Origin of the sequence: Pantoea sp. RSPAM1, from assembly GCF_038816185.1 — a bacterium.
In the GTDB taxonomy this organism is placed as follows: Bacteria; Pseudomonadota; Gammaproteobacteria; order Enterobacterales; family Enterobacteriaceae; genus Pantoea; species Pantoea ananatis.
The window spans coordinates 151,402-164,741 of record NZ_CP046138.1; the positions used below are offsets into that span (position 1 = coordinate 151,402).

At 50.8% G+C, this 13,340-nt stretch carries 6 protein-coding genes and 2 pseudogenes; 4 read left to right on the plus strand and 4 right to left on the minus strand.

All coding sequences use genetic code 11. The annotated features are described in order from the left end of the window. Positions 1 to 12 precede the first annotated feature (12 nt). Together fumA and GKC68_RS22825 are read right to left on the minus strand one after the other, a co-directional pair. Positions 13 to 1,659, minus strand: a complete 1,647-nt coding sequence (gene fumA, locus GKC68_RS22820) for a class I fumarate hydratase FumA (protein ID WP_014598272.1) — start codon at positions 1,657 to 1,659, stop codon at positions 13 to 15. 156 nt (positions 1,660 to 1,815) lie between these two features. Then, positions 1,816 to 3,323 (minus strand): annotated as a pseudogene (locus tag GKC68_RS22825) (DASS family sodium-coupled anion symporter). Positions 3,324 to 3,912: 589 nt separating this feature from the next. Here GKC68_RS22825 and GKC68_RS22830 point away from each other — a divergent pair. Together GKC68_RS22830 and GKC68_RS22835 are read left to right on the plus strand one after the other, a co-directional pair. Next, entirely contained in the window at positions 3,913 to 6,690 is a 2,778-nt protein-coding gene (locus tag GKC68_RS22830; protein WP_028722660.1) for a flavocytochrome c, read from the plus strand. A gap of 66 nt (positions 6,691 to 6,756) precedes the next feature. After that, a complete protein-coding gene (locus GKC68_RS22835) occupies positions 6,757 to 7,725 on the plus strand; it encodes an FAD:protein FMN transferase (RefSeq protein ID WP_047713753.1) in 969 nt (322 codons plus the stop codon). On the opposite strand, the pseudogene dcuR reads toward GKC68_RS22835, so the two are convergent. Beyond that, positions 7,719 to 8,437, minus strand: a pseudogene (gene dcuR / locus GKC68_RS22840) (two-component system response regulator DcuR). The gene GKC68_RS22835 and the pseudogene dcuR sit on opposite strands and share 7 nt — an antisense overlap. Next, complete coding sequence (locus GKC68_RS22845; RefSeq protein WP_252295158.1) at positions 8,434 to 10,074, minus strand: sensor histidine kinase; 1,641 nt, start codon at positions 10,072 to 10,074, stop codon at positions 8,434 to 8,436. The pseudogene dcuR and the gene GKC68_RS22845 overlap by 4 nt, the downstream one beginning before the upstream one ends. Positions 10,075 to 10,333: 259 nt before the next feature. On the opposite strand from GKC68_RS22845, the gene GKC68_RS22850 reads away from it, so the two are divergent. Then, the gene (locus tag GKC68_RS22850; protein WP_013027946.1) at positions 10,334 to 11,278 is read left to right on the plus strand and encodes an Rpn family recombination-promoting nuclease/putative transposase; all 945 of its coding nucleotides are present in this window, start codon (positions 10,334 to 10,336) and stop codon (positions 11,276 to 11,278) included. A gap of 381 nt (positions 11,279 to 11,659) precedes the next feature. Then, complete coding sequence (gene mqo, locus GKC68_RS22855; RefSeq protein ID WP_028722664.1) at positions 11,660 to 13,309, plus strand: malate dehydrogenase (quinone); 1,650 nt, start codon at positions 11,660 to 11,662, stop codon at positions 13,307 to 13,309. Positions 13,310 to 13,340: the final 31 nt, after the last annotated feature.

Sequence of the window (13,340 nt, forward strand, 5' to 3'; positions counted from 1 at the left end):
TCCGCCGCGTGTTTATTTCACACAGCGCGAGCAGTGCTCACGTTCGATATGCTGGAAGAAGTCATTGCCTTTGTCATCCACCAGGATAAAGGCCGGGAAATTTTCGACCTCTATTTTCCAGATAGCTTCCATCCCCAGTTCGGCATACTCCACGCACTCCAGACTCTTGATGCTCTGCTGCGCCAGAACGGCAGCTGGACCACCAATGCTGCCTAAGTAAAAACCGCCGTGCTTGTGGCAGGCATCGGTGACCTGCTGGCTACGGTTACCTTTTGCCAGCATGACTTTGCTGCCGCCATTTGCCTGCAGAAGATCGACATACGAATCCATGCGGCCTGCCGTCGTCGGGCCCAGTGAGCCAGATGCGTAACCCTCCGGTGTTTTGGCCGGACCCGCATAATAGACAGGGTGATCTTTAATGTACTGCGGCAAGCCTTCACCGTTATCAATGCGTTCTTTTAGTTTGGCATGGGCAATGTCACGCGCAACGATGATGGTCCCGGTCAGGGACAAACGTGTTGAAACCGGGTATTCCGAAAGCTGGGCAAGGATGTCATTCATCGGACGATTGAGGTCGATGTGAACCACTTCGCCTTCACCTTGCTTGCGCAGTGCCTCAGGAATATAGCGCCCAGGATTGGCTTCCAGTTTTTCAATCCAGATACCCTCGCGGTTGATTTTAGCTTTGATATTGCGGTCAGCGGAGCAGGAAACCCCCATGCCAACCGGGCAGGACGCGCCGTGGCGAGGCAAACGCACGACGCGGATATCATGTGCAAAATATTTGCCGCCGAACTGTGCTCCCAGGCCAAGCTGCTGCGCCGCTTCCAGTAACTCCTGCTCAAGCTGAACATCACGGAAGGCCTGACCATGCTCGTTACCTTCTGTAGGTAAACCATCATAATAGTGAGTCGATGCCAGCTTGACGGTTTTCAGCGTACTTTCGGCAGAAGTGCCGCCAATGACGAAGGCGATATGGTAGGGAGGACAAGCCGCAGTACCCAGCGTACGCATTTTATCGACCAGATAATTTTTCAGCTTACCTGGGCTGAGCAGTGCTTTAGTTTCCTGATACAAATAGGTTTTATTGGCGGAACCGCCGCCTTTGGCAATACAAAGGAATTTGTATTCATCACCGTCCACGCTGTAGAGGTCAATCTGCGCCGGAAGGTTGGTGCCGGTGTTCACTTCTTTATACATATCCAGCGCGGCGTTCTGAGAATAACGCAGGTTATCTTCAATATAGGTATTGTAGATCCCTTGCGACAGTGCAGCTTCATCACCGCCACCGGTCCACACTCGCTGGCCTTTTTTGCCCATGATGATGGCGGTGCCGGTGTCCTGGCAGGTTGGCAAGACACCTTTAGCGGCGATCTCGGAGTTTCGTAAGAACTGCAGTGCGACGTATTTATCGTTATCGCTGGCTTCAGGGTCAGCCAGAATTGACGCAACCTGCTGCTGGTGGGCCGGACGCAACATAAAAGACGCATCATGAAAGGCCTGCTGGGCCAGCAGCGTCAATGCCTGTGGGTCCACTTTTAATATGGACTGGCCGTCAAACTCAGCCACGGAAACGTGGTCGGGGCTAAGCAAATAGTATTCGGTGTCCTCGTGGGCAAGAGGAAAGGGGTTCTGATAAAAAAAAGGTTTGTTCGACATAGTATCTCACTTAATGACGTGCTGGCTCCGTTAACGCAGGCTGACAGGAGCAACATCAAAGGCGAATGAGTTGTTTATTATGCTTGCCAGCCCTAAACACAGGCTGGCAAGTGCTGGCATGTTATCGTATGACGCGTCGAAATGCATTTGACACAATCAGAACATCCACACCATCCAGGGGTAGGCGATGAGCATCATAGCAATCAGGAAGATAGCGCCAAAGATGGTGCCCAGACGCCAGTAATCTTTTGTAGGTAAATAGCCGCTACCGTAATAAATAGGGCTTGGGCCGGTACCGTAAGGGGTGATAATCCCCATCACACCCAGTGAAGTACACAGCATCAGGCAAAACACGGGCATGTTAATACCTGGAATGGAAGCGGCAATGGTTAACATCGCAGGCAGCAAGGCGGTCGTATGCGCGGTGGTACTGGCAAACAGGTAGTGCAGCAGGAAGAAGGCAATCAACAGCACCACAGCAGACACTTGAGGATCGTATCCCTGCAGTAACATTCCCCCTTCTTTGCCCAGCCAGGCGATAAAGCCTACGCGGGCTAAACCATCGGCCAGCGCAACCAGTGTGGCAAACCAGGCAAAGGTGTTCCAGGCGGCTTTATTGCTGGTGATGTCGTTCCAGTTAAGTACCCGGTCCACAGCATCAGGATAATCACCAGCAGAGCGGCCATGGCCGGTTCGATCCAGGCCGTGGCAAAAATCCACATCAGCAGCGCACAGACAACAAACACCAGTAACAGGATCTCGTTGCGGGTCAACTTACCCAGTTTTTCCAGCTCAGCAATCGCCCAGCGAGGCACTTCATCATTCACTTTCACTTCAGGCGGATAGAACCAGTACGCCAGCAGCGGCATGGTCAGAATCAACAGCAGGCCCAGTGGCAAAAAGGCAAGGAACCACATTCCCCATGAAATATCAAAACCAATGACGCTTTTGACCAGTGCAAGGGCGAGCAGGTTGGGGGCCAGGGCGGACAGGAACATGGAGCTGGTTATACAGGCGGCGGTGATAGCAACCCACATTAGATAAGATCCAATTTTACGCGCGCTGGGGTCATTGGGTTTTGAACCATAAAGCGGCGGCAGATTGGCAATGATGGGATAAATGGTACCGCCACTGCGGGCCGTATTCGACGGGGTGAAAGGGGCCAGCAGCAAATCCGCGAAGGTGATGGCGTAGCCGAGGGTTAAGCTCCGGCGGCCCAGGTATTTCACCAGAATCAATGCCAGACGGCGGCCGAACTGGGTCTTGTCATAGCCCGCAGCGAACATAAATGCGCCAAAAATCAGCCAGACGGTTGAGTTACCGAAGCCGCTGACCGCCCATTTAAAGGACTCACTTGCCACTTTAAATTTGGGGTTGGCCAGTTCTGCCGGGCTAAAGAGCAGGAACTGGCTGAACAGGGCGATGACGACGACGCCGGTCAGACCAATCACTGCGCCGGGCAAGGGTTCAAAAATCAGCCCGACGATGACGCCGACGAAGATGGCAAAGAAGTGCCATGCATAAGGTTCAAGACCCGCTGGTACGGGGACGAGTAATAACAGAACGGCGACCAAAACCGGCAAAAGGAGCATAAGTGCTTTATTTTTGCCCGCAGCTGCAGGGGCTGCTTTTGGAGGCTCTTTGACGTTTGAGAGTGTTTTCATAGTATTTTTCTACGTGTTAAGGATAATTCGATTAACGCCACGGCAATTCGCTCATAGGGACTTTTTTATTCTAAATTATGAGAATAAACCGTGATGCCTTATAATTCTTTAACGTGTCCTCTGGTGCGATGGAGGCATTTTAAAAGATCATGTAGATATGATGCGATTAATTAAAAACAGAATATTGATCCAGATCAAGTAAGTTAAATTATACGATTAAATTTTTAACAACTGAATTATTAATACTCCCCGGGCAAATATATAAATTGCAAAAATAACGGTTTTTAGCCCCAGCCTGGCAAGGGTGAGTAATGAGGTGATCAAGATAACCTTTTGTTTTTAATGTATAATTATTAATTTATTAATTCTTATTGATTTTATTTAACTATTGATTAACAATAAATATACATCACGTTTCCGCTTTGATCAAATAGTAAGCCTGAAATATTTAAAAGTTAAAAAACTAAAATTAAAACTTATGAAACTAAAATAATTGGTATATTAGCATTATGACATCGGACCACTTATTTATTAATAAAAAAGCGTCCGCACAGAATTCCCGAGTTTTGAATTTTTGGAGTTAATCGCAATGAATACACTCACCCCCATTCTCAATCCCATTACGTTGCCGCGTGGCGCAGTTTTAAAAAATCGCCTGCTCATGGCACCCATGACAACCTGTACCGGTTTTTATGACGGAACGGTCACCAGTGAGCTGGTTGAATATTATCGTGCCCGTGCTGGCAGCATCGGAACGGTCATTGTCGAATGCTGTTTTATCGATCCAAAAGGTCCTGCGTTTCCAGGGGCTATTGCCATCGACAGCGACAACAAGATTCCGGGCCTGAAGCGAATTGCTGACGCCATTAAGCAGGAAGGTTCGACAGCGATTTTGCAGATCTATCACGGTGGACGCATGGTTGAGCCTGAGCTGATAGGGGGAAAAACCCCTGTCGCACCAAGCGCCATTGCCGCACCTCGTGAAGGTGCCACGACGCCGCGTGCGCTCACGGCAGAAGAAGTGGATACCATGATCACCAAATTTGGTGACGCCGTTAACCGCGCCATTAAAGCCGGATTTGATGGCGTTGAAATTCATGGCGCAAACACCTATCTGATACAACAATTTTACTCGCCCAATTCCAACCAACGCGATGACAAATGGGGCGGCAGTCGCGATAACCGTGCCCGCTTTCCGCTGGAAGTCCTCGAAATTACCCATAAAATGGCCGCGCGATTTGCGCATAACGGGTTCATCATCGGTTACCGTTTTTCCCCTGAAGAACTTGAAGTCCCGGGCATCCGTTTCGATGACACCCTGTATCTACTGGAAAAGCTGGCGGCACGCGGGCTGGATTATGTCCACTTTTCTGTTGGGCAGCTTATGCGCCCCTCTATCGTTGATACCACCGATCCAACCCCGCTGATTGAGAAGTTTATCAACATGCGGTCCCCAACGCTGGCGAAAGTGCCGGTCATTGGCGTTGGCGGTGTGGTAAACAAAGAAGATGCCGAAAAAGCGTTGGAAAAAGGCTATGACCTGGTGGCGGTGGGTAAAGCCTGCATCGCTTATCCCGACTGGACAGATCGCATTATCAATAATGAGCATCTCGAACTTTACATCGACAGTAACCAGCGTGAAGCGTTGTTGATCCCTGAACCGCTGTGGCGTTTCTCGCTGGTTGACGCCATGATTCGTGATATGAGTGAGTCGGGACGCAAATACAAAGCCGGTGTTTATCAGGAAAAAGTTGAGGCCGAAGCGCTTAAGCTGAAGATCAACGTCACGCTGGACACCGACCGTATTACAGATATCTCGCTGGTACCGGACGACACGCTGGACGTTGACTTCACTACCACCTTCGAAAGCCTGCGTAATCGTATTCTGGTGGCTAACAGCCCACACGTTGATGCTATCACCGGCGCGACCACGCAGAGTGAGGCCCTGAAAAAAGCAGTATCGCGTGCAATGACCACGTCAAATAAAGCCCATGTGATTGAAGAGGGCGGTAATCCCAATGCACCGCAGCAGTATGATGTGGTGGTTGTGGGAAGCGGCGGTGCCGGTCTGGCCGCGGCCATTCAGGCGCATGATGAAGGTGCCAAAGTGGTTGTCATTGAGAAAATGCCCACTATCGGCGGTAACACGATCAAAGCATCCGTAGGGATGAACGCCGCCGAGACGCGTTTTCAGAAACTGAAAGGTATCGAAGACAGCAAAGAACTGTTTTATGAGGAAACGCTCAAGGGCGGTAAGTACAAAAACAACCCAACCCTGCTGCGCGAGTTCGTTGATTTGGCACCTGAAGCCATTGACTGGCTGGCCGATCACGGTATCGAACTGAATGACATCACCATCACCGGCGGCATGAGCATTGATCGTACGCACCGTCCTGCCGACCGTTCGGCCGTTGGCGGCTTCCTGATCAGTGGGTTAGTGAAAAATATCAATAACCGTAATATTGACGTCCTGCTTGAAACCGCCGTAGAGGAAATTTTGTTCGACAACGGCGCGGTCAGCGGTGTCAAAGTGGTGGATGAATACAACGACAGCCGTATTCTCAATGCGAAAAGCGTCATCGTCGCAACAGGCGGCTTCAGCGCCAACCGGGAAATGGTGGTGAAATACCGCCCTGAGCTGGATGGCTTTGTCACCACCAACCATAAAGGGGCCACTGGCGCGGGCATTGCTATGCTGCAAAAAATTGGTGCGGATACCGTGGATATGGGCGAGATTCAGATTCACCCAACGGTTGAGCAAACCACATCCTATCTGGTGTCAGAGTCTATTCGTGGCGGTGGGGCCATTCTGGTCAGCCAGGCGGGACAGCGCTTCTGTAATGAGATGGAAACTCGCGATAAAGTTTCTGCGCAGATTATTGCACTGCCGGAGAAAAGCGCCTGGATTGTCTTCGATGAGCAGGTTCGTATGAATAACAAAGCGGCCGATGAGTATATTGCCAAAGGATTTGTCATCAGCGCGCCAACCGTAGGCGAGCTGGCGGTGAAACTGAATATGGAACACCGGACGCTGGAAGAAACGCTGCATCGCTATAACGGCTTTGTGATACAGCAGAAAGACGCGGACTTCGACCGTCAGACCGCGCTGCGTCATCCGTTGAACGAGGGCCCTTTCCATGCGATCCGCATTGCACCCGGCGTTCACCACACAATGGGTGGCGTCACCATTGATACCACCACAGCCGTGCTCGACAGCCATAAACAGCCAATCCACGGTGCGTGGGCGTGCGGTGAAGTGGTCGGCGGGATCCACGGTGCGAACCGTATCGGTGGTAACGCGGTTGCGGACATCATCATCTTTGGTATTCTGGCAGGTGCCAACGCCGCGGCGTTAGCCAAACGCTAGTCGTCACCGCCGGCATCTGCCCGCATGCAGGTGCCGGTTTTATTCCCTCCCAGAGCGGTGTCGCTTATGCAAACTGAGTCGCAAGTCTGTGCTTATTCCGCCGTCCTGATGGGATCGCCCATTCTGCTCAAGCTATTCGAGCACGACGAAAAGCTTGCGGCACAGGCTTTCAGATTAATCAAACAGTACGAAAATCTGCTGACGGTTAACCGGACGCACTCCGAAGTGATGGCGATTAATCATGCTGCCGGTCAGCATCCCGTGAGCGTCAGTCAACCCGTCTTTGATTTAATTCAGCGCGCACTTAACGTCAGTCTGTTACCAGACAGCAGTTTTAATCTCACGATTGGCCCGCTGGTGAAACGCTGGAAAATTGGCTTCAAGGGTGACTGCGTTCCCGCGCGGGAGACAATACTGGCAACGTTGCCCTTAACCTGTCCTGAAAATGTCCAGCTTGATGTGGACACGCGTTCGGTGTTTCTGAACAAAACGGGGATGGAAATTGATCTGGGCGCCATCGCCAAAGGCTACATTGCCGATCGGGTGCAGGCCTTTTTGCAGCAGCAGGGCGTCGATAGTGCGCTGATTAACCTTGGCGGCAACGTGCAAACGTTAGGCGCACCACGTGATGCGCCGCAGCAGGGATGGGCAATCGGTCTGAAAACCCCTTTTGCGGCCCAGGATGCCCTGATTGGAGTCATTCACGTTGTGAACAAATCCGTGGTGACCTCCGGTATTTACGAACGTTATTTCGTACAGGATGGCGTCTGTTATCACCATATTCTTGACAGACATACCGGCTATCCGCTGGATAATGAGCTGTATAGCGTGACCATTATTTCCGACCAGTCGATCGACGGAGATATTTATACCACGCTGATTTATGGCATGGGCGTTGAGAAGGGCATTGCGTATCTGAAAAACCATCCTGATATTGAAGCTGTCTTCGTGACGCGCGACAAGCAGGTCATTTGCTCGTCACAACGTCACTTTCACTTCACCTTACTGGATAACCGCTTTCAGCTCCGTCACTGACAGTACTGGCGTAAAAGCGTGTGGTACTCCGGCTGCAGACGATAGCGATACACCGGACGTCCTGTGACGCCATAGTGAATACTGGTAAACAAAATATTGCTCTGCGCCAGCCAAATCAGGTATTTACGGCAGGATACGCGAGAAATATTCACCTCAGTGGCCAGCTCATCGGTAGAAAACTCGGTACCGGGTGCGCATCAATCCACAAACACAGCGTACGTAATGTCTGCGGCGTCAGCCCTTTTGGCAGGCGTTTTGTCTCGCAGGCATTGGCCTGATTACCATGCAGCAGTTGATCCACATCGGCCTGCTGGTAAAACTGATGATTATCCATCAGCCGTTTTTTCTGACGCCATCCGGTCAGCGCCTCTTCAAAGCGGGAAAACTGAAAGGGTTTTATCAGATAATCCACAACGCCGTAGTTGAGCGACGTTTTAATGGTCGCCGCATCGGCAGCGGATGAGATGATAATGACGTCAACCGGACGCCCCGCACTGCGCAGCTCTGGCAACAGGTCCAGTCCGTTTTCCTGCTGCATATAGATATCCAGCAAAATAAGATCAACGGGCGGATCTGTCTGCAACAGGCGCTCTTTGGCTTGCTGTAAGGTGGACGCGGTACCACAGCAGGTAAAACCGTCAATCTGCCCGATGTAGCATCGGTTCAGTTCGGCCACCATGGCATCATCGTCTACGACTAACACATTGATCATTCGCTAATATTCCCTCTTTCCCACGGAAGCTGAACCAGAAACTGGGTATAAACGCCCGGTTCTGATTCCACGCTGACGTTACCGCCCAGACTTTCCGTTTGTTGCTTGAGTAAAAACAGTCCAACGCCACGATCTTCACCTTTGGTAGAGACGCCGCGTTCGAAAATGGCGGCGAGCTGATCGGCAGGAATTCCGGGGCCATCGTCACTGACCTCGCACGACAGCCAGCCGTTTTGATAATGCAGCATGACATGGATTTCCCCGTCCATTTCCGGATCGAGCGCTTCCAGCGCGTTTTCAATCAGATTGCCCAGTACCGTGATAAGTGCTGCGATTTGCTGTTCACTGCCGTTGTCGGGCAGATAGCTGGCCTCGCTCAGGATCAGCTGGTGGCCTTCATCTGTTACGCGGTTAATTTTGCTCAACAGGAAGCCTGCAATAACAGGCGACTTAATCTTCTGTAGCAGCGAACCTATTTCCGTTTGATAGTTATTGGCCGTTTTAAGGATGTACTCTTCCATCTGCGCATAGTTTTTCATATGCAGCAGACCAAGAATCACATGCAGCTTGTTCATGAATTCATGGGATCGCTCCCGCAGTGCATCGACATAGTTTACCATGCCGTCGAGACGCTGCATTAGCTGGCTGATTTCCGTTTTATCCCTGAATGTACTCACTGCCCCAATAATACTGTTACGACTGCGCACCGGCACGGTGTTACTGATCAGTATTTTGCCGCGTACGTTCAGCTCTTCGTCATAAGAGGCTTTGCCTTCGTGCAATGCATCGCGTAAATGTGTCAGCATCTGTGCATTTTCCGGCACGCGGTCACCGCTCAGAAACGCTTTGCGGGTAGTTTCTTTTAACAGCTGCTGTGCAGCCTGATTAATCAGGCTGACGCGGGATTGATCGTCAACCGCAATCACGCCTTCTTTAATCGAATCGAGAATAGCCTGACGCTCTTCAAACAAGCTGGAAATCTCATACGGCTCTAATCCCAGTAAGATGCGCTTTAAGCGTTTCACTAAGATTAATATGCCGAGCATGCCAACCAGCCCGCCAAACAGCACGGTCCAGAGAATATTCCAGCGGCTTTTCGCAATTTGCGCCGCGACGTCATTCACCGAGATCCCAATTGCCACCACGCCAATTTGCTGATGCGCCTGATTGAAAACGGGCGTAAATACCCTGAGTGCCTCAACCAGTACGCCATGATTCACCGCGACATTCTCCTTGCCGCGTAACGCCGGTTTAATATCGTCGCCGACAAAGTGCTGATTAACCACTTCAGGGTTTGGGTGAGAGAAGCGAATACCGCGCATGTCGGTGACGACGACAAACAGCAAATCGTTACGTTTTCGCGTTGCCTGAGCGATCGGCTGAATGATGGTGCTTCCGTCTGGCCGCGTCAGGGCCTGCTGAATCTCCGGGCTGTCGGCCAGCGTGCGCGCCACCGCCATCGCTTTATCTTTCAAATGCGAACGGGTGAAGTTATCGATCTGGATGTAATAAAGCAGATGGACGCTTAATATTACGGTCATCAGCACGGCCGCCATCATCAATGACGACAGGGTGCTGAGCTTCATTGGGCGCTTCTTTAACGATCGTTGGGGCCGGGAGTCATTCATAGTCAGCATCAGATGTGTTGAGGTACGCGTTGCAACATACGCGAAGTCGTCGCACCAGTACAGTTTACGCCTGAAATCCAGCAAATTAAGCAGGTTAGCGTGCTTTTAACCGTGGATATCTGGCATGATGGCGGACAACGCCTGTAGATCACACTGACAGCATGGCAGGTAAATCAGAGAGTGCTGGACAAAATGTATGTGTGAATCGACGTATTCGTTTTCGCGCTGGTGAGCATGACGCCAGGTTGCGTTTGCAGAGTCAGGACAGATGAAGAAAAAAAACAGTACACCCACGCCTCACGATGCCACCTTCCGCCAGTTTCTTACGCAGCCAGAGATTGCGCGTGATTTTATGGAATTGCACCTGCCTGCAGAATTACGGGCCGTGTGCGATCTTAGCACGTTAAAACTCGAATCCGGATCTTTCGTTGAAGACGATCTTCGCCAATATTTCAGCGACGTGTTGTACAGCCTGAAAACTGCACAAGGCGATGACGGCTATGTTCACGTCCTGATTGAACATCAGTCCTCACCGGATAAGCACATGGCATTCAGGCTGCTGCGTTATGCCGTGGCGGCGATGCAGCGCCACCTTGAAGCCGGCCATAAAAAATTGCCGCTGGTCATCCCTGTCTTGTTCTATACCGGGAAACGTCGTCCTTATCCTTATTCCACGCGCTGGCTGGATGAATTTACCGATCCTGCGCTGGCCAACCGGCTCTATAGCACGGCTTTTCCGCTGGTGGATGTCACAATTATTCCTGACGAGGAGATTGCAGAGCACCGCAGTATGGCCGCCTTAACCCTGCTTCAGAAACATATCCACCAGCGCGATTTAGCGGAGTTGGTTGATAAACTTGTCCCGGTCTTGCTGGCGGGCTATCTTTCTTCATCACAGGTCGTATCGCTGATACACTATATCGTGCAGGCGGGAGAAACCGCCGACGCCGAAGCATTGGTAAGAGAACTGGCACATCGCGTGCCGCAACACGGAGACGCACTGATGACCATTGCGCAGCAGCTTGAACAAAAAGGCATGGAAAAAGGCATGGAAAAAGGCATCCAACTGGGTCGCGAAGAAGGCCGCTCAGAGGGAGAGCGCGAGGCGACGCTGAAAATCGCCCGTACTATGCTTCAAAGTGGTCTTGATCGTGAGACGGTTATGAAGATGACCGGTCTGAGTGAAGACGAACTGGCGCTGATTCGCCACTAATCCGTGTCCCTGACCGCGTATCTTTCAGGGACATCAGGTTGCGTGTACTGCCCATACTTTTTCCGTAAACCGCCTCATTCTGTGACGTGCATATCAATGCATGTTTGCTGCAGTAAATAACCTCACTTTCCGGTCAGGCGCCGCCATTTCCGTTTATTCATCGCACAGAGAATATTTGTGTTAGGGCATTGTATATTTCGAAACGCCCCTTTATTGTGTGGTTAAAATATATAGATAACAAAGTTAATCTTTTGTAACTAAATTAACTGCAAAATCCTGTCTTTTAATTTTTTAACTATTTTCATATTAACTACGAAATAACAATATTTTAAAGTTTCGGAACTTTTTTTAACTAGTTCTCCACGACATCGTAGATCCCTAATGATTAAATCAACTAAATTTGTACCTGCACTGTCGCTTGCAGCGTTACTCGTTTCTTCAGTGACCCACGCTGAAAATTCACCAGAAAAAACAGATGTTCTGCTGATTGGCGGCGGTATCATGAGCGCCTCTCTGGGCACCCTGCTGGAAGAGTTGCAACCGGGCTGGAAACAGATCATGGTTGAGAAACTTGATGGCGTAGCGCTGGAATCCTCTAACGGCTGGAACAACGCCGGTACCGGCCACTCAGCCAACATGGAACTGAACTACACGCCAGAGCGTGCAGACGGTTCTATTGACGTGACCAAAGCGCTGGAAATCAACGAAGCCTTCATGATTTCTCGTCAGTTCTGGAGCTCTCAGGTTAAAGACGGCGTGTTAAATAATCCGCGTTCGTTCATTAACTCAACGCCCCACATGAGCTTTGTCTGGGGCGATAACGTTGATTATCTGACGAAACGCTATGCCGCACTACAGAAAACTGTGCTGTTCCAGGGCATGAAGTTCTCAACCGATCACAAGCAGATTGCGCAGTGGGCGCCGCTGGTTATGGAAGGTCGCGATCCACAACAAAAAGTGGCTGCTACCTGGACGCCAGTTGGAACCGACGTTAACTATGGTGAAATCACCCGTCAGTTAATTGGCAGCCTGAAGAAGAACGATAATTTCCGCCTGGAAACCTCTTCGGAAGTGACCGATTTTAAACGTAACAGTGATAATTCATGGCACGTTACCATTAAAGACGCCAAAAATGGCGGCGAACGTACCGTAGACGCGAAATACGTCTTTATCGGTGCAGGTGGCGGTGCGCTTAAATTGCTGCAAAAAACCGGTATTCCGGAAGCCGACAACTATGCAGGTTTCCCGGTAGGGGGATCCTTCCTGGTGACAGAGAATAGCGCGATTGCCGATCGCCATCTGGCAAAAGTGTATGGTCAGGCTTCCGTGGGTGCGCCACCGATGTCGGTTCCGCATCTGGATACCCGTTATCTTGATGGTAAGCGTGTCGTGCTGTTTGGACCTTTCGCAACGTTCTCAACCAAGTTCCTGAAAAATGGTTCGTTGTTTGATCTACTGAGCACAACGACCACCCACAACTTTATGCCGATGACCCACGTAGGCATGGATAACTTTGACCTGGTCAAATACCTGATCGGTCAGGTTATGTTGAGCGATGATGACCGTTTTGCCTCGCTGAAAGAGTACTATCCTGAAGCGAAGAAAGAAGACTGGAAACTGATTCAGGCCGGTCAGCGCGTGCAGATTATCAAAAAGGATGCGGATAAAGGCGGCGTGCTGAAACTGGGTACGGAAATTGTGACCGATCAGCAGAAAACTGTTGCCGCATTGCTGGGTGCATCGCCTGGCGCATCCACGGCGGCACCTATCGCAATTAATGTGATGCAGAAACTGTTCCCTGAACAATTCAAGTCAGCAGAATGGCAGGAAAAAATCCGTAAAATCGTTCCTGCTTACGGCCAGAAACTGAACGACAACCCTGCGCTCACGCAGCAGGTCTGGGATGAAACGGCAGCAACGCTGCAGCTGACCAAGCCGCCGGTTATTCAGATGGGCAATCAGCCAACTGAAGCGCCCGCTGCTAACAGCGAAAAAGCCCCAGCCTCGGCGAAGCACGATATGGCGCTGTAATACGGTCATCTGAACGAAACTAAGCCCGCGC

Bases quoted from the DNA above. Each gene is read 5' to 3' on its own strand.
- mqo (WP_028722664.1), top strand. From the start codon at position 11,660: ATGATTAAATCAACTAAATTTGTACCTGCACTGTCGCTTGCAGCGTTA.
- GKC68_RS22835 (WP_047713753.1), top strand. From the start codon at position 6,757: ATGCAAACTGAGTCGCAAGTCTGTGCTTATTCCGCCGTCCTGATGGGA.
- GKC68_RS22850 (WP_013027946.1), top strand. From the start codon at position 10,334: ATGAAGAAAAAAAACAGTACACCCACGCCTCACGATGCCACCTTCCGC.
- GKC68_RS22830 (WP_028722660.1), top strand. From the start codon at position 3,913: ATGAATACACTCACCCCCATTCTCAATCCCATTACGTTGCCGCGTGGC.
- GKC68_RS22845 (WP_252295158.1), bottom strand. From the start codon at position 10,074: ATGCTGACTATGAATGACTCCCGGCCCCAACGATCGTTAAAGAAGCGC.
- fumA (WP_014598272.1), bottom strand. From the start codon at position 1,659: ATGTCGAACAAACCTTTTTTTTATCAGAACCCCTTTCCTCTTGCCCAC.